The sequence below is a fragment of the Sphingobium sp. BYY-5 genome, from assembly GCF_022758885.1.
Taxonomy (GTDB): domain Bacteria; phylum Pseudomonadota; class Alphaproteobacteria; order Sphingomonadales; family Sphingomonadaceae; genus Sphingobium.
The window spans coordinates 1,207,694-1,223,499 of the sequence record NZ_JALEBH010000002.1 but is presented as its reverse complement, the minus strand read 5'-3'; the positions used below and the strand labels follow the sequence as shown (position 1 = coordinate 1,223,499).

Here is a 15,806-nt window from a genome sequence, read left to right as displayed (position 1 = left end):
TCCCCTGCATGGGAGAGGGGGCATGAGCCTTACCGCTCCACCAAGCGCACCGCGCCCAGAATTCCGGAAGCCTCGCTCGCAGCCGACTGCACCAGCAATGCCACGTCCCGCGCACCCGCAGGCACATCGCCCGCCAAAGCGCCAGCCGCCGCCTGGTCCTTCACCGCCACCCGGCGCCCATCGACCCAAAGCTCCGCCCGTCCGACCACGCGGTCCAGAACCAGCCGTCCGCCCTCCGCCATGATCCGCTTCCTTACTGGCAAGGCGGCTCGCCAGATCCGCCACGTCGGCGCGTCATCCGCCGACACCGCCGTCCCGCTGCGCGTAAAGGCCCACAGATTATTGTCCCCATCCGCAGGCCGCAGCGCCGGATCGGGCCGCTCGGCAAAGGCAGGCGACAAACGCCATTCCCGCACCATCGTGACGCCCGGCTGCACGCCGACAAATGGCCGTACATCCGCCGCCATCACCGGCAGGACCAGCCGTGCCGCCCGCAATCCTTCGGCCCGCGCCTCTACGGTCAACCGCCCACGCCCTTCACCCGCCTGCACGATCAACTGCGCCAGCCCGTTGAACAGCGAGCGTTCCGGCGCTTTCTCGCTCTCATGGCAATTGGGATCGCCATTGCCGACCCCGATCAGCGTGCCGCCCGACACGGCAAAGCCGACCTTGCGCTGCTCCACCGGCACATGATGCCCGCGCGCATCGATGGCATCCACCGTCACCGCCACGACATCCTCACCATCGCCGCGCAGGGCGCCACGCACCGGCGTCAGCCTCAGCGCAACCGCCGGACCGGCCGTATGATGCACCGCCCGCGCCGCGACACGTCCGCCTTTCAGCGCCTCGACCGCCAACGTCCCCGGCGCATAGATGGCTGTGAACTTGTTTCCCATGATCCGGTCGCACGCCTGCTCGCCGATCACCTGCCCATTCACCAGCACGCGCACCCGTTCGGCATTGGAAGTCACCAGCAGGTCGATGACCTGCCCCTCGCGTCCCGGCCAGGTCCAGTGCGGTGCGACGCCGACGACCACCGCATCGTCGATCCACTGCGCCCGCCGGATGTCATAGGCCGTCTTGGCGAAACCGCACAGGTCCAGCACGCCAAAGAAACTGGCGATAGTCGGCCATTCATAGGGCGTCGGCTCGCCATGATAGTCGAAGCCCGTCCACACAAAGCCACCCGCGATGAAGGGGCGTTCCGCAATCGCCTTCCATGATGCCCGATGGGTCGCGCCCCAGCCCGCCGCCTCATCATCCATGGAGGAGATGACATGGCGTCCCGGATCGCTGGCGAATGCCCCTCTCGTCATGAAGGCGCTGGTATCCTCCGAGCTGGTGGCGGGCTTGGCAGGGTTCAGCGCGTGGAAGCGGTCATAGTCATTGGGATAATAGTTGAACCCCATCACATCGACGACCTGCGACACATTATGCGGGGCATAGAAGGAACCGTTCATCGCCGCCGTCACCGGCCGGCTGTCGTCCAGCCTCCGTACCGCCGCGCGCATCCGCCGCACCATCTCGACGCCGGATTCGGTGCCCTGCATCGGTTCCTCGTTGAACACCGACCAGAGGATGATGCTGGGATGGTTGCGATGCGCCCGCACCAGCCATTGCAGTTGCGCCATATTTTCCGGTGCCGGATTGAAGATCCGGTTCTCGTCCATGACGAGGAAGCCCATCCGGTCGCACAGCGCATAAAATTCGCTCGCCTGCGCATTGTGCGAACAGCGTATGGCGTTGCAGCCAAAATCCTTGAGCCGCTGGAGCCGCCATGCGAGCAGCGCATCGGGCACCGCCACGCCAACACCGGCATGGTCCTGATGCAGGCACACACCCTTGAGCTTCACCGGCTTGTCGTTCAGCAGAAAGCCGCGTTCGGCATCGAAGGCGATGGAACGAAAGCCAATGGCAATGGTTCGCCGGTCGGAACCCTGCGCGCCCTCCACCATCAGCTCGACGGTATAGAGCAGCGGCGTTTCGACCGACCAACGCTGCACATCCCCCGCCTCGATCAGCAGTTCGGTGAGGCTGGACGCCAATGGCGCCACCTGCGCCGATGCGCTTTGCCGCGCCCTCTCTCGACCATCGGGATCGCGCAGCACCGCCGTCACCTGTACATCCGCCGGAACATCCAATAGGCTTTCCAGCGTCACCGCGACCGGCACGCGCCAGCGTCCATCGATCAGCCGGGGGTCGCAATGCACCCCATCGGTCGCAATCGACACCGCCGCCCGCTTCGCCAGCCAGACATGGCGGTAGATGCCCGCGCCTTCATACCACCAGCCCTCCATCGCGGTCGCATCCACCTGCACCGCAATGACGTTCAGTTCATCCCCGAAGCGCGCAAAGGGCGTGATGTCGACGGTAATGGCATTATAGGCCGAGAAATTCCGCGCCACGACGCTGCCATTGACCCAGATGGTGGCCCGCGTCGCAATGCCGCCGAACTGCAATTCCAGTCGCTTGCCCCGGTCGCTGTCCTCCAGCCGGACGTTGCGCCGATACCAGCCCATGCCACGCGGCCGATAACCCTGCGACACATTGGCGCTTTCGACAAAAGGCTGAAAGGACGCCCAGTCGTGCGGCAGGGTGACGCTTTCCCAATCGCTGTCGTCCCAGTCGATCGCCGCGGCGCCCCTGGCATTTCCGGCCTTGACCGACACATAGGTTTGATGATGGCCCACCGGTGGCTCCAGCGGAATATCGCCCTCATGGAACCGCCAGCCCCGATCCAGCAACAGCCGCGAAGGATCATTCTGTGGCAAGGGAGTCCAGTCCCGTTCGCCCAGACCGTCCAGATGCGGATCACCCTCAACCGCACCGGCCGTATCCGGCACAAGGCCCGCGACGGCTGCCAGAACCATCGCTTCCCGCCGACTGAAGCCGGTCATGCGTCCAACGCCTCGCGCAGGGCCTTGACTTCGGCCAGCGATGTTCGCCGCATCACGCCCAGCGCGAAGCCCATGTCCAGCGCACGCCGGTCCGCCGCACCGGCTTCCGCGCTGGCCGAGGCATGTACCTCCCGCGCGCCGACCGCCGCGATCACCGCCCTCACATTGCCCGCCCGGATGCCCGATCCCGGCATGATGATGATCCGCCCTGCGGCCCGCGCCTGCATCGCCGCCAGCACCGGCAGCGCATCCGAAGCCTTCACCGCGCCGCCCGAACTCAATATCCGGTCGAAGCCCAGATCGACGGCTAGGTCGACGGCCGCCACCGGATCGTCCACCAGGTCGATCGCGCGGTGCAGGGTAAGCCCGATATCCGGCCGCCGCTCCCGCATCGCTCCGACCCAAAGGCGCAGGACATCCGTCTCCAGCCGCCCATTGCGCGCCGCGCCGAAGACCAGCCCGTCGACCCCTAGATCGATCAGCGCCGCCCCTTCCGCTACCGCAGTCGCCAACGTCGCTTCGTCATAGGCGAAGTCGCCGTCGCGCGGCCGCACCATGGCGCGAAGGGTCCGTCCACCGGCCCGCACCCTGTCCATCGCCAGCCGCGCGAGGCCCGCCGATGGCGTCAGCCCGCCCAGGGCCAGGGCGCCGCACAACTCCACCCGATCCGCCCCGCCCGCGATCGCACATTCCAGATCGTTCAGACTCTCGACACAAATTTCCAACACGATGCGGCTCATGAAATTTTTCGGCTCCTATTCGTCGCAGAGGGCCGGAAATCATGTGGGCGGCCGTCCTGTTCCACGCTATTGTAGGGCGCTACCATTGCCAAGCCTCGGACCTTCCGGGCAGGCTATTCCGCTGATCGCTTGCCTCGCGCAGGGGCAGCCCATAAGGAACCGCATGACCACTACCCGTCTCCTTGCCCATACGGTCGAAAAGCCCTGGGGCCGTACCGACATTCCTTCCCATATCGCGTCCGCCGACGGCACCCGCGTCGGCGAAGTCTGGTTCTCGCCCGAACAGGACAAGGCTCTGCCGCTGCTGGTCAAATATATCTTCACCAGCGAGAAGCTGTCGGTGCAGGTACATCCCAACGACGCGCAGGCGCAGGAACAGGGGCTGGCCGGTGGCAAGTCGGAATGCTGGTATATATTGGACAGCGAGCCCGACGCCCGGCTGGGCATCGGCCTGACGCGCGACCTGACGCCGGAAGAATTGCGCACCACCGCGCTGAACGGCAGCATCGAAGGGCTGATGGACTGGAAGCCGGTCGAACCCGGCAGCTTCTATTATATACCGGCCGGCACCGTCCATGCCATTGGCGGCGGCGTGACGCTGGTCGAGGTCCAGCAGAATAACGACGTTACCTATCGGCTTTACGATTATGGACGTCCTCGCGAACTGCATCTGGACCAGGCCATAGCCGTCAGCGTCGCCCAGCCCTATGCCATGCCCGACCGGATCGTGCCCATCACCGCAGGGGAAAGGCTGGTCGCCGGTCCCGATACGCCCTTCATCCTGGATATGGTTCAAGGGGATAGCGATACGCAGCGGCAGGTCGAAGGCGACATGCTGTGGTTCATCCCACTCGCCGGTGTCGGCACGATCGACGGCCAGGCGTGGCGCAAGGGGGAATGCTGGCTGGTCGAAGGAAAGGCCACCATCACGGCCCAGGAGAAGATGAGCGCCCTGATCGCCTACCTCCCCTGAATGTCGAGTGTAAAAGGCCACCAAGCCGATTGCTCAGGCAGGCTGCCCGTTCTAACCTCAATCTGGAGCGTTTCCACATCGAATGGCAACGCTCTCGTTTTTGGTTGCCGCATTTTCCGAGCCGTTGACCGTAAACGGTCAACTTGAAAATGCTATAAAGGATAAGCTCATCATCCGACCTGTCGATGGGCGAGGAGCGAGATCATGCCGAGCATCAGCGACAAACGCCTAACATTCCGCGCATTGCATGAAGAGGGCTTCTTCATCATTCCCAACGTCTGGGACGCGGGCAGTGCCGTCCGGCTGACGAAGCTAGGGTTCAAGGCTCTCGCCTCGACAAGCGCGGGCGCGGCCTGGGCTGCCGGGAAGGACGATGGCGGGCTTTCGCGGGACGAAGTGCTTGAGCACCTCAAGCTATTGGTCGATGCGACCGATTTGCCCATCAATGCCGACTTTGAAAATGGCTTTGCCGACGATCCGGCGGGCGTCGCCGCCAATGTCGCAATGGCGATCGAAACCGGCATCGCGGGAATTTCGATCGAGGATTGGTCAGGCAGCGAAATATATGCGGCCGACCTTGCCTGCGAGCGTATCGCCGCCGCCCGTGCCGCCATTGATGCGATCGATCCCAATGTCATGCTGATCGGGCGCAGCGAGAATTTTCGGGCGCCTGACATGACGGTTGCGGACAGTATCGCGCGCGCTGTGGCCTATGCCGAGGCCGGGGCGGATTGCCTGTTCGTTCCCTTCATCCTCGACCAGGGCGCCGTGGCGGAACTGGTGGCGGCCGTGGCTCCGAAACCCGTCAATGTCGTCATCCACGACTATGACGCTTCGATCCAGGCCTTCGCGGCGCTGGGCGTCCGCAGGTGCAGCGTGGGCGGCAGTCTTGCGAATCGGGCCTGGGCAGCGGTCGATGAAGCCGCCCACAGGCTCAGGCAATTTGATTCATGAGCTTGCCGGGGATGGGCTATGGAGCAACTGGACGGGCAGATACTCCCCCTCCGTCCCGTCCAGCAGCAGATAGGCCATGAACTGGCGGCCACGGGCATAGGATATCAGCCAGCCTGCACCGCTGGCCAGTCGGTGCGGTGCGGCGACCACCGTCCAGCCGGTCGGCGGGGTCTGCCGCAGGAAGTCCGCCGCCGCGCTTCTGGGCAGGAGGTAGACCCGGCCATCCAACCGTCCCCATTGCGGTTCCAGTTGGTCGCGCACGGCGTTGGTCGCGCGTGTCAGCCGGGCGTTGACGGCGTCGCCGACAGGCAGCTCCTCGCGATAGACAAGCTGCGGGGAGACCGGCAGCGAGCCTTGATCCTGCCCGACGCGATCCCCGCAACCGCCGATCATCATGGCCGCCAGCAGAATGGGCGATGCATGGCGCAGGATACCGGTCAGGGCTTCGCTGTCCGCGTGACGGAGGCGAGGCGATCCTCGAAGGCGCTGGCGACGGCATCGCCCACACCCAGCTCTCCGGTCGTCGAATTGACCGGCAGCGCGCCGCGTTCCAGCCGGATTCCGGCGGCGGCGCCTTCATCGGCGATGGCGTTCTTGACCGCGATCTGCATCCATTCCTTCCCCACTGCCGCGCCCGCCGCGATGGTGCGGCCAGCCGCGCCGCCCAGCGAGCCAACCTTGTCGACCACGGTGAGCGCGGATTTGAGGATAGCGGTGGTGGTCTCGCGCTGCTCGGCCACATCGGCGGAGCGTGCCGTGGTTGCGGCATAGACACCGCCGACGAAATAGCCGAGCGCACCGGCATTGGCGCGGCGTTCCTGGTTGGTGCCGGTCACGGTTTCGACCTGGTTGAGATAGTTGACCGGATTTTCGGTGGCGTTGTTGCCGACCTGGAGCCGGCCCATCTGCTGGCCCAGCGCATCCTCGCGGCCCTGGTTCAGCATTTCCTTGGCATAGGCGCCGAAGCTGGAACCGTCCATCGTCTGCTGGTTGAAGGTCAGTTCGCGCATGACGCCGGTCGTGTCGCTGTCAATGATCTTCGTGAGGCCATCGGTCATCTGGCGCAGCGTATCATCCTTGCCGGTCACGGTCAGACCACCGATCACGCTGTTGGTGTCGCGCACCTCGCGCAGCGTCTGGACGCCGGCGTCAAAGATCTGCGCCTTGAGGTCGGGGTTGTTCGTGCTGGCTGCTGCGCCCATGATCGCTTCATAGCTGTCGGCGTTCCAGCTAATCGAATTGCTGGCGCCGCCCATGCTCGCGACGGTCATGAGCTGGCCGTCGACGGCGGAGGTCAGCACGTCGGGCAACTTGTCGCCGATCGCGTTGAAGCCTGATTCGGCGTAGCTGCCGCGCAGCGAGCCGAGTACATCGCCGACCGCCGTCGCTTCGGCATCCTGCATCTGGCTGCTGCTGTAGCCGAAACCGTAATTGGACTGGGTGGCGTCATCGACCCCACCCTTCATCGCGGCGATATAATCGACCTTGGTCTGCGGGGCGGCATGGGTGGCGACCGCCTTGCCGATTTCGGTCACGGGATCGAATCCGCCATTGTCGGCGCCGGCGAAGGCGTCGCTCAAGGCGGTGAGGCTCTGCCCGTCGAGCTTGCCGGCCATGTCGGCGAAGAAGGCGCGGCGCTCGTCGCCCGACAGGCCGCCATTGCCGAACCAGTCACCATCCATCACCTCATGGGCGACGCGATCGAGATCGCCCGACTGCTGGAGCCGGTCGACTGTCTGATCCGCCTGATCGGCCGGAAGCCCCTTCAGCGTGTTGACGATGTCGTGGGTTTCGCCGTTGGTGACGGTGTTGAACCAGCCCGACGTGTCGAGCTTGTCATGGATATGATTGACGGCATCGCCGACGGGGTCTGTCATGGCGGGCGCTCCCTTGGTTTTCGCGACTGGCGCCTCTTGTGGCGCAAGCGGGAGGAAAAGGGTCTCGCCAGATCGATTAGGCGGGCTAATCGATCCGATTAGAAATAGGAAATGCCGCGCTTAACTTCGCATATTTCCCGTAGAATCGGACATTTTCGATCAACTGTTGAAAATATCATTCCCAACATCGGCCAGAAACCAAGGCGCACCATATTCCTGTTTCCGCAGGAATATGGTGCGCCTTGGCCGGAGATTAACAGATTCAGGATGCGTAGGACAGCGGCCCTACGCCCCGCTCTAAGAGGCTGTTTGACAATGCGCGAAAGAGCGCATTCCCAAACGGATCCTCAATCCTCATAATCGACATGCAGGTTGAACTTGCCGTCGGGCTGGAGCGTGAAGATGAAATGCTTCCACTTGGCCTTGCCCTGCTGCTGCATCCGGTCGCGCAGCTTGGCCAGTTCCGCGTGGATCGTCTCATTCTGCTCGTAGGAGGGGACGAAATAATTGCGCTCCTTCTCCGGCGAGGCATAGGCGAACAGCAGGTCGCTATAACCCTCCCCCACTTCGCCTTCGGTCCACAGCGTCTGCCATCCCGGCGGCGCGGCCTGCACCAGTTGCCGGGCGATGGTCAGATGCGGATCGGCTTCGCTCACTTCTGTCCTCCAGGCACATTATCGAACATGCGCGTGCGCGGCACGCCGTCAATGGCGTAGGTTACACGGAAATTGTCAGGGCGCTGACTGTCCGTGCCATATTTCACCTCGATTTTGACATCAACCGTCTTGCCGTCCTGCAGAGCTTCCTGGAAGCTGCGCTCCAGGTCGCGCCAAGCACCCATGTTGAAATTGCCGTTCATCGGCACGAGGTTCACCCGGTCGCCGGGACCGTTGAAGATCGACGCGATCAGATGCCCGCCCTGGTCGTCGGCCAGGCGATCCTCCCGGCCCGACACGCCCTGCTGATAGCTGTTGCGGTCGGCGGTTTGGAGGTCGAGCTGTCCCTCCACATCGGAGACGCGGCCCTGCGCGTCGGTGCGATAGGTATAGCCGTTGACGAGATAATCGGCGTCGGGCTTGAGCGTGCGGGCGTTGAGTTCGGGCGACCAGTCGCCCTTCCTGCCGCCGTCCATTTCGATCCGGGGCCGCACGGCGTCGGCCAGTTCGTCGCCATGGCGCGCGGCCTGCTGCGCGATTTCGCCACCGGCGTCCAATGCCTTTTCGCCGCCGCGGATCGCCCCCTTGGCGATGTCGCCCAGGCCCGGCACCCAGCCGATAGCGGCCAGGCCCAGATTGCCCCAGGCGCCATCCTTGCCCTCGATCACGCCGCCGATCGCAGCGACCGTGTCGCGCGCGTCGCCGATCTGCCCCACCACCGGGATGAAGCCGCCGATCACCTGGCCGGCGGTCGCGGACCAACTGTCATTGTCGCTGAAATCGCCCTTCACCAGCCCTTCGAAGAAGGAGCCGATGCCTTCCTCCGACGGCAGGGACGCGGGCTGTTCCGGCGCCGCCTCGCCTTCGACGATGATCGGGTCGAGCGTCGTGACCGCCGAGGGCGGCGTCAGTTGCGCCTCGATCGCGGCGGTGATGGCGGCCGGATCAGTGGTGCCCAGCCGCTGGGCGGTGGCGTCCCACGCTTCCTTATAACCGCTGCCGACCGGTTGCGAACCCCAGGTCGCCGCCGCCGGTGCATCGGGGAAGTCGCCGACGGCAAATTCCTGTCCCTCGATCGAGACGCCATAGCCGCTATTGTCGTTCGCCGCCTGCATCGCCGCGCTGAACTGGCCCTGTTCGACCGGGGTCATCTGCGTTTCGAGCGCGGCGCTCAGGTCCGCCTGCGCCTGCGGGTCGTCGGCAGTGCGGGCCTGGACATCAGCCGCCAGGGCGGTTGTATCGAGGGTGCCTGCGGTGCGATGCTCGTTCACCATGTCCGACGCGACGGCGGCCGATGTGGACGTGGTCGATCCGACGCCGGCCGATCCCTGGCCTATGCTGTCTGCAGCTTCCATACCCATGATTACACCCTCGATACCTGGGGGAAGGGGGTGGGGCGGCCCGGGAGAAAGGGGGGGAAGGCCGCCCCCGGCGCCGTCAGGCCCGGCCCGAAAGGCCGCCCTGGAGCGCCGCGTTGGTGAGCGCGTTGATGAAGCCGAACAGCAGGAAGGAGGAAAGCTGCTGGCTGATCTCACCCAGGCTCGGCGCGTCGCTGCCCGGGCCGTACATCGCGCCGACCTTGGTCATGTCGAGATCCGCCTGGGTGGCGATATTGCCGGTCAGTTCCGACCGCCAGCCCGCGCCATTGGCATTTTCCTCCAGCACGAAGCCGTCGCGGGTCTGGGCATCCAGCGCCCGGCCGTTGTTCGACATCGAAATGGACAGGTCGCCAATCTCATTCTGGCTGATGCCGTCGACAACGATCGCCTGGTCGCCCTTGGTGATGGTCAGCTTGCTGGCGACATATTCATTGGGATTGGCGGCGAACTGTTCAGTGCCGATCGTGATCTTGGTGCCGTTTTCCAGCTCGAAGGTCGTGGTGCCCCAGAAGTCGAAGGCGTGCTTGCCGTCGATATCGACATGCGGGTCGCCCCAGATGCGCGTGGTTTCGCCGGTTTCCTCATTATAGATGCGGATTTCCGAATTACGCTCGTCCAGTTCCAGCGAATAGCCGTCGCCCAGGTCGATCGTGCCTTCGCTCTCATTCTTGAGCGAAGCGGTCCAGGTAGCGCCCGGGGTCGGCGTGAAGCTGGGGGGCGTCTGACCGCCATTGCCCGGCAGGATGGTGCCACCCTGCATCTGGAACAGCATCGGCAGCGTGGCCGAAGCGAAGGCGCTGGCCATCAGCGGCTGGAAATAGCTGCCCATGATGCCCGCCGCCAGTTGCAGCGTCATGTTGGCGCCCAGTTGGCCCGCAGGGGCGGCGTTGAAATTATTGACCGCGAAGTTGAGATTGAAGCTGTTGTTGATGGTCGTCATGTCCATTCCCTTCTGCTTGCAGGTCGCGGCGTCAGGCCGGCGATGGGGTCGAGCGGGCAGCCTCCAGCGAGGTGCGTGCCTGGTCGAGAGCATCGATAACGCCGCCAAGATCGGCGGCGGTCGACAGCGGCGAAACGGCGAGCGCGCCGTCCACCAGATCAAGCGTCCGGCCGTCGGCAAAGGCGGCCATATCGGTGGCGATGGCACCGGCGAAATCCTCGATCGCGCGGGTAAGCGCGCCCAGATTGGCGGCGGAATTCTCGCCGAAGGCCGCGCCGACCTGATCGGCGATCACACGCAAGCCATAAATGTCGCCCTGCCCCGGCGCGCTGACGGGCAGGAGGCCGAAGCTGCCCGCCACCTGCGCCACGATATCCGTACCGAGCGCGCGAAAGCCGTCGACCAGACCCGCGCCGGGCGTATCGCCACTCGCGCCGCCAAGGGCGCCGATCGGGCCAGAGCCGCTGATGCCGGTGCCACTAATGCTGGGGTCGATGGTCATCATGTCATATCTCGGTTTGTCGCGGCGGCGTGCCGTGCTGTCGAAAAGGATAAGAGCAGATTGGCGGAAGAAAGGCGCTCCGCGATCCGATTAGCCGCCTAGTCGGATCGACTAGCGTGGCCGAAACGAGCGTCTATCTGCGCCGGAAACCCTGGTCGGTCAGGATGATATCGGCGGGATCGGCCTGGAAGAGCTGATGGCCGCCTTCGCGCGCCATGGCGGCATAGCGATCGAGCGTCGCCTGGTCGCCCGCGCGCAGCGCCGCCTCATGCGTGCCCGCGATGATCGCGCCCTGGATCATCAGCATTTCGCCGAATTCCTGCCGCAGCGCGTCGGTCGCGACCTGATCGGCGACCGACGCGAAGGCTGCGGCGGCCTGCCGACGGACGCCCGCCGCCTGCGCGCGCGTGATGTCCGGGCGATGATCGTTGGCAACGCCCCATTGGGCGAGCAGGTAGAAGGCAAGGCCGTCGATCGCGTCATTGGCGCGATAGCCAAGACGCGGGGCGACGCGCTCATATTGACGCACCGCTTGCCCCGACAGGACGAGTTGGCGCATCTCGGCCGCCTGCGCTGGCCCTTCCTTCGCAGCGCCCTCCGCCATGATGTCGGCCAGGCGGCGGCGCACGGCGGGGTCGGGGCGATAGGTGGCGGATTGCGGTGCGTCGGCCGTCGCCGCCTCGGGCGGGACGGCAAGGTCGCGCGGCAGGACGGAAGGGTCAAGGGCCAGCGCGGGCGTGGCGAGCGCGAGGGCGGCTCCAAGCAGGAAAGCGTAGCGCATCAGTCGCGGGCGTGCAGGCTGAGCGTCCCGCCGTCGCGACTGATGTCGATGCGAACCGCCTCGAACGCCTGCGCATGATCGGCGGCCGGGACGGTGTCGATCGCCAGGGCGGTGCCGTTGTCGAGGCCGAACCAGCTTTCCTGCGCCAGCGCCGGGCCGCCTTCGCCCCAGAGGATCGTCTGCGTGCCACTGTCCAGATGCTCGACCGCGATCCGGCCGCTGTCGGCGTCGAGATGGAGGCGATAGCCGGGACCGGCGTCGATCGCGGCGCGCGGCGTCAGGGAAAGGATCGGCGCAGCCTCGGGATCGGCGAGGGTGCCGCCCTGCGCGTCATAATGGCGCGCGAGCCGGGGGAAGCCGAGCGGCCCGGTCGATAGCGTGTCCCCGAAGGAGCCGAAGATGCCCGGTCCCATGGCGAGGCTGCTGGTGGTGGCGCTGCGGTTCGCGCTGCTGCGCGGGGGCAGATACCAGGGCAGGCTGTTGAGCGGTCCGCCCAGGAGGGGAACCAGGTCCGCGACGGGATTGGTCAGCACGCCGATGCCCATGGGTGTCTCCTTTGGCGGGAATATCGGGCCGCAAGATGAAGCCTTCGCCCCGGCGGCGCACTCGCCGATCCGACTAGCGGCCTAGTCGATGCGATTAGGGCCGATCGACATGCTGAGGGCCTGGTCGAAACCGCACCCCGCATAGAAGGCGCTTTCAATGTAGGATTTCCTCTGGTCTATCCTGTGCGATGGAACAGCTTGCCCGCCCCCTGTCGCGCCAGTGTCGCTTGGGTGTCGCGTCTCCGTCGCTTCTCTGGCTCAATTTCTGCGAATCGGGCCAAAATAGACCCACGACACTGTGAACTTCGGCCGCGGCCAAACCGATGCCGATCGGTCCTAATATCCGGCCTGGGTGCAAAGGGATTCAAGCTTCTGCACCTGGGGATGATCCGCGCCATATTGCTTGCGGTAGAGCGGGCGGTTGGCGCAGGCCTGCCGCTGGAAGGCCGGGGTGCCGGGTTGCGGGCCAGCGGACGGACGCACACCCTTTCGGTCGCGCATCGCCTTCGCCTGCGCGCCCATGCGCGATCGGTGGAATGCGCCCTCGGCGGCCTGCGACGGGCTGATGACGGGACCGATGTCCTGCGCCATGGCCGAGCCGGCGGGCAGGATCAAAGCAAGGGCGATCATGGCAGTACGGAGCATGGCATCCTCCTGTCTGTGCAGGTGCCTGATAGTGCGAAAGGAGGCCCCTTCCAAGGAAAGGGCCTCCAACCGTTCGCTTTGCGGGGCAGGCGGTTACTGCTTGCGGGCGGTGTTCGCCATCGCTTCGCCGACCGACTTGATCGCATTGTTGGTGGCGTTCATCAGCATCGAGAACTGCTGCGACACGACACCGAATTCGGCCGATGCGCTTGGATCGTCGCCGCTCAGCGAGTCCGCGCGCGACGCCATGTCGTCGCCCAGACGATCCAGTTCCTTGCCCAGCGCCTGCGCCATCGCCATCAGCCAGCCCGGCGCGCCCGAGACGCCACCCGACGAGCCGCCCTTGCCGCCCGAAGCCTTGGCGTTCTTGAACTCTTCGCTCTGGCTGAGGTCGTTGATGAAGTTCTGGAGCAGGTCCTGGAACCCCTTCTGGGCGTTGCCGACGTCGGTCGGGCTGGCACCGGTGCCCGCGCCGAAGCCGGCGACGGCTTCGTTGAGGTTCGATGTCGCGCCCTGGAAGTCACCGATCGAGCCGGCGAAGGACGACTGGGCCAGGTCGATGGTCGACTGGGGCAGGCCCAGATTCTGGCCGAGCTGCTGGATCAGATTCTGACCGAAGGAGGAAAAGACCTGCTGCGCCAGCTGGGCAACGACGCCGCCGATCGGGCCGAACATCGAGGTGGCGAGGAGGGAAACGGGATTGAAGGAATCAAGGCCGAACATCGCATATCTCCTGATGCAAAAAACTTGAGCCCCTTGCGGGCCGTGACCAACGGCGGGGGCCGTGTCGCCATCCTGTATGAACCGCCCGCGCCATGTCCGCCCTCACCGATCCGACTAAGTGGCTAAGCGATCCGATTAGGTGAGCGGGTGGAAAAGCAGCCCGGCGAGCGCATTGAGTTCGCGCACCCCGTCCAGTTCCAGCTTGCGGCACATGTTGTTGAGATGGACGCGCACCGTATTCTCGCTGATGACCAGCAGCGTCGCGATGTCGGCATTGGCGCGGCCCCACCCCAGGAAGCGCAGCACCGCGACCTCGGTTTTCGTGAGCGTGCCGATGGCGCCGCTATGCCGTTCGGGCACGCGCGAGCGGGGGATGCGATATTCGCCGACGGGCACATCCTCCTGCGCGGCGCGGGCGTCGGCCTGCCGCAACAGGCGCATCAGTTCGCGCAGGCGGGCGTCTTCCTCCTCCTCGCCGGTCATCGGGCGAGCGTCCGGGCGACCGCGCGTACCACGTCGCTGCGGGTGGACAGGTCCATCAGCACCGCCTGCGCCAGCAGCGGCACAAGAATGAGCAGCAATGCCGTCGCCGCCCAGCTTTTGAGCGAGAGGGAGAGGGGGAAGACATTGAGTTGCTGGGCGAAGCGGTTGAGCAGGCCGAGCGAGGCGTCGATCACATAGAGCATGACCAGGACCGGCGCGGCGAAGACGAGCGCCAGGGTCATGAGGCGGCCAAACTCCCCTTCGAACAGCAGCAGCGAGTGCGGGTCGAGTTTCGGCCAGCTTTGCGCGATCGGCCAGACGGCGAAACTTTCCATGATCGTGCCGACCAGCAGCAACAACCCGCCCCAGGCGACGAAGAGGACATGGGCGAGCCGTTGCAGCAGCGACCCGGTGAGCGAGGTCATGGTGCCGCCGTTCGGTTCCAGTATCTGGCCGATGGTGGCGCCGACCTTGGCATCGATGATCTCGCCCGCCGCCTCCATCGCCCAGAGGATGGTGGCGAAGAAGAAGCCGATGGCGATGCCGATCCCGGCTTCGCGCAGCAGCATCATCGCCCAGCCGAAGGTGCCGATATCCCTCACCATGAAATTGGGCTGGAGCGCGAAGGCGATACCGCCGAAGGTCAGGATGATCGCGTTGCGCACGGTCGCGGGGATGGTGTTCTGCGCAAACAGGGGAATGATCGCAAAGGCAAAGCCGAAACGGGCCGAGGCGATGCCGACCAGCAGCAATTCCATCGTCCATCCCGGAACACCCTGCATCCCCCCCTGCATCACTGCCGCACCATCGCGGGGAATTCGGTGAAGATGGTGTCGCCGAAACGATAGAGGCTGCCCGCCAGCAGTGAGGCGGTGAGGAAGATGGTCGCCACGATGGCGAAGAATTTGAGCATATATTGCAGCGTCTGTTCCTGAAGCTGCGTCGCCGCCTGCACCAAAGCGACCAGCAGCCCCACCGCCGAGGCCGCCACGATCGGCGGCGTGGAAAGCAGGAGGACGAGCCAGAGCGCGTCGATGGTCATGCGGATGATGCTGTCAGACATAGCTCAGCACCAGCCCGTGCGAGAGCTTCACCCAGCCATCGACCAGCACGAAGAGCAAGATCTTGAATGGCAGGGAGATGGTGACGGGGGACAGCATCATCATCCCCATCGCCAGCAATATGTTGGAGATGACCAGGTCGATCACCAGAAACGGCAGGAAGATGAGGAAGCCGATCTGAAAGGCGACGGTCAGTTCGCGCACGATGAAGGCGGGAACGACGACGATGAAGTCGGTGGCGCTGGCCGCCTGGGTGCCGCTCTGCTTTGCGACGCGCTGTTGCGTGCGCAGGAAGAAGGCGCGCTCGTCCGCTGCGCTATGCTTGATGAGGAAGGCGCGCAGCGGCTCCTTCGCCCGATCGGCGGCGGAGAAGATTTCGCTGGTCTGGGAAGGAATGGTCTGCTCACCTGAGGCGGTGGCCATCTGCTGCATCGTCGGGTACATGACATAGACCGACAGGATCATCGCCATGCCGTTCAGCACGACGTTGGGCGGCACCTGCTGAAGACCCAGCGCATTGCGCAGCAGCGAGAGCACTACCACGATCTTGGTGAAGCTTGTCACCATCACCGCGAAGAAGGGCGCGAGCGCGATGAGGACAACGACGACCAGCGCGCTGCCGGGCGTGAAGGCGGACACGTCCATGGGCT

Annotated in this window: 18 protein-coding genes; 2 read left to right on the top strand and 16 right to left on the bottom strand. The window is 65.1% G+C overall.

The window, feature by feature from the left end; translation table 11 throughout:
• Positions 1-29 precede the first annotated feature (29 nt).
• Both galA and MOK15_RS21520 read right to left on the bottom strand, forming a co-directional pair.
• A complete protein-coding gene (galA, locus tag MOK15_RS21525; protein WP_242933710.1) occupies positions 30-2,897 on the bottom strand; it encodes a beta-galactosidase GalA in 2,868 nt (955 codons plus the stop codon).
• Entirely contained in the window at positions 2,894-3,637 is a 744-nt protein-coding gene (locus MOK15_RS21520; protein ID WP_242933709.1) for a copper homeostasis protein CutC, read from the bottom strand. The genes galA and MOK15_RS21520 overlap by 4 nt, the downstream gene beginning before the upstream one ends.
• Before the next feature lie 163 nt (positions 3,638-3,800).
• Between MOK15_RS21520 and MOK15_RS21515 the strand changes: the two genes are divergently transcribed.
• Both MOK15_RS21515 and MOK15_RS21510 read left to right on the top strand, forming a co-directional pair.
• Positions 3,801-4,610, top strand: coding sequence for a class I mannose-6-phosphate isomerase (locus tag MOK15_RS21515; protein WP_242933708.1), 810 nt, complete (start codon positions 3,801-3,803; stop codon positions 4,608-4,610).
• Between the two features lie 204 nt (positions 4,611-4,814).
• Positions 4,815-5,564 carry an isocitrate lyase/phosphoenolpyruvate mutase family protein gene (locus MOK15_RS21510; RefSeq protein WP_242933707.1) on the top strand — a complete coding sequence of 250 codons (750 nt, stop codon included), beginning with the start codon at positions 4,815-4,817 and terminating at the stop codon, positions 5,562-5,564.
• Here MOK15_RS21510 and MOK15_RS21505 read toward each other — a convergent pair.
• The 14 genes from MOK15_RS21505 to sctR form a co-directional block, all read right to left on the bottom strand.
• The gene (locus MOK15_RS21505) at positions 5,559-5,960 is read right to left on the bottom strand and encodes a hypothetical protein (RefSeq protein WP_242933706.1); all 402 of its coding nucleotides are present in this window, start codon (positions 5,958-5,960) and stop codon (positions 5,559-5,561) included. The two genes, MOK15_RS21510 and MOK15_RS21505, sit on opposite strands and share 6 nt — an antisense overlap.
• 41 nt (positions 5,961-6,001) lie before the next feature.
• Positions 6,002-7,441: a hypothetical protein gene (locus MOK15_RS21500; protein ID WP_242933705.1), complete on the bottom strand. Its 1,440-nt coding sequence runs from the start codon at positions 7,439-7,441 to the stop codon at positions 6,002-6,004.
• A 347-nt stretch (positions 7,442-7,788) separates the two neighbouring features.
• Positions 7,789-8,097 (bottom strand): immunity protein YezG family protein, encoded by a 309-nt coding sequence (locus MOK15_RS21495; protein ID WP_242933704.1) that lies wholly within the window; start codon positions 8,095-8,097, stop codon positions 7,789-7,791.
• Positions 8,094-9,458 carry a DNA/RNA non-specific endonuclease gene (locus MOK15_RS21490; protein ID WP_242933703.1) on the bottom strand — a complete coding sequence of 455 codons (1,365 nt, stop codon included), beginning with the start codon at positions 9,456-9,458 and terminating at the stop codon, positions 8,094-8,096. Before MOK15_RS21490 ends, MOK15_RS21495 begins: the two co-directional genes overlap by 4 nt.
• A 76-nt stretch (positions 9,459-9,534) precedes the next feature.
• Positions 9,535-10,416, bottom strand: a complete 882-nt coding sequence (locus MOK15_RS21485; RefSeq protein ID WP_242933702.1) for a DUF1521 domain-containing protein — start codon at positions 10,414-10,416, stop codon at positions 9,535-9,537.
• Between the two features lie 31 nt (positions 10,417-10,447).
• On the bottom strand, positions 10,448-10,921 hold the full coding sequence (locus tag MOK15_RS21480) for a hypothetical protein (protein ID WP_242933701.1): 474 nt from the start codon (positions 10,919-10,921) through the stop codon (positions 10,448-10,450).
• A 130-nt stretch (positions 10,922-11,051) separates the two neighbouring features.
• Positions 11,052-11,699 (bottom strand): DUF6683 family protein, encoded by a 648-nt coding sequence (locus tag MOK15_RS21475; protein WP_242933700.1) that lies wholly within the window; start codon positions 11,697-11,699, stop codon positions 11,052-11,054.
• Positions 11,699-12,244, bottom strand: coding sequence for a hypothetical protein (locus MOK15_RS21470; RefSeq protein WP_242933699.1), 546 nt, complete (start codon positions 12,242-12,244; stop codon positions 11,699-11,701). Before MOK15_RS21470 ends, MOK15_RS21475 begins: the two co-directional genes overlap by 1 nt.
• A 336-nt stretch (positions 12,245-12,580) precedes the next feature.
• Positions 12,581-12,889, bottom strand: a complete 309-nt coding sequence (locus tag MOK15_RS21465; RefSeq protein WP_242933698.1) for a hypothetical protein — start codon at positions 12,887-12,889, stop codon at positions 12,581-12,583.
• A 93-nt stretch (positions 12,890-12,982) separates the two neighbouring features.
• Positions 12,983-13,612: a hypothetical protein gene (locus MOK15_RS21460; RefSeq protein WP_242933697.1), complete on the bottom strand. Its 630-nt coding sequence runs from the start codon at positions 13,610-13,612 to the stop codon at positions 12,983-12,985.
• A gap of 135 nt (positions 13,613-13,747) precedes the next feature.
• Positions 13,748-14,095 carry a helix-turn-helix transcriptional regulator gene (locus MOK15_RS21455; protein ID WP_242933696.1) on the bottom strand — a complete coding sequence of 116 codons (348 nt, stop codon included), beginning with the start codon at positions 14,093-14,095 and terminating at the stop codon, positions 13,748-13,750.
• Positions 14,092-14,889: a type III secretion system export apparatus subunit SctT gene (sctT, locus tag MOK15_RS21450; RefSeq protein WP_242933695.1), complete on the bottom strand. Its 798-nt coding sequence runs from the start codon at positions 14,887-14,889 to the stop codon at positions 14,092-14,094. Before sctT ends, MOK15_RS21455 begins: the two co-directional genes overlap by 4 nt.
• Positions 14,889-15,158 carry a type III secretion system export apparatus subunit SctS gene (gene sctS / locus MOK15_RS21445; RefSeq protein ID WP_242933694.1) on the bottom strand — a complete coding sequence of 90 codons (270 nt, stop codon included), beginning with the start codon at positions 15,156-15,158 and terminating at the stop codon, positions 14,889-14,891. The genes sctT and sctS overlap by 1 nt, the downstream gene beginning before the upstream one ends.
• Positions 15,151-15,801 (bottom strand): type III secretion system export apparatus subunit SctR, encoded by a 651-nt coding sequence (gene sctR, locus MOK15_RS21440; protein WP_242933693.1) that lies wholly within the window; start codon positions 15,799-15,801, stop codon positions 15,151-15,153. Before sctR ends, sctS begins: the two co-directional genes overlap by 8 nt.
• Between the last annotated feature and the right edge of the window lie 5 nt (positions 15,802-15,806).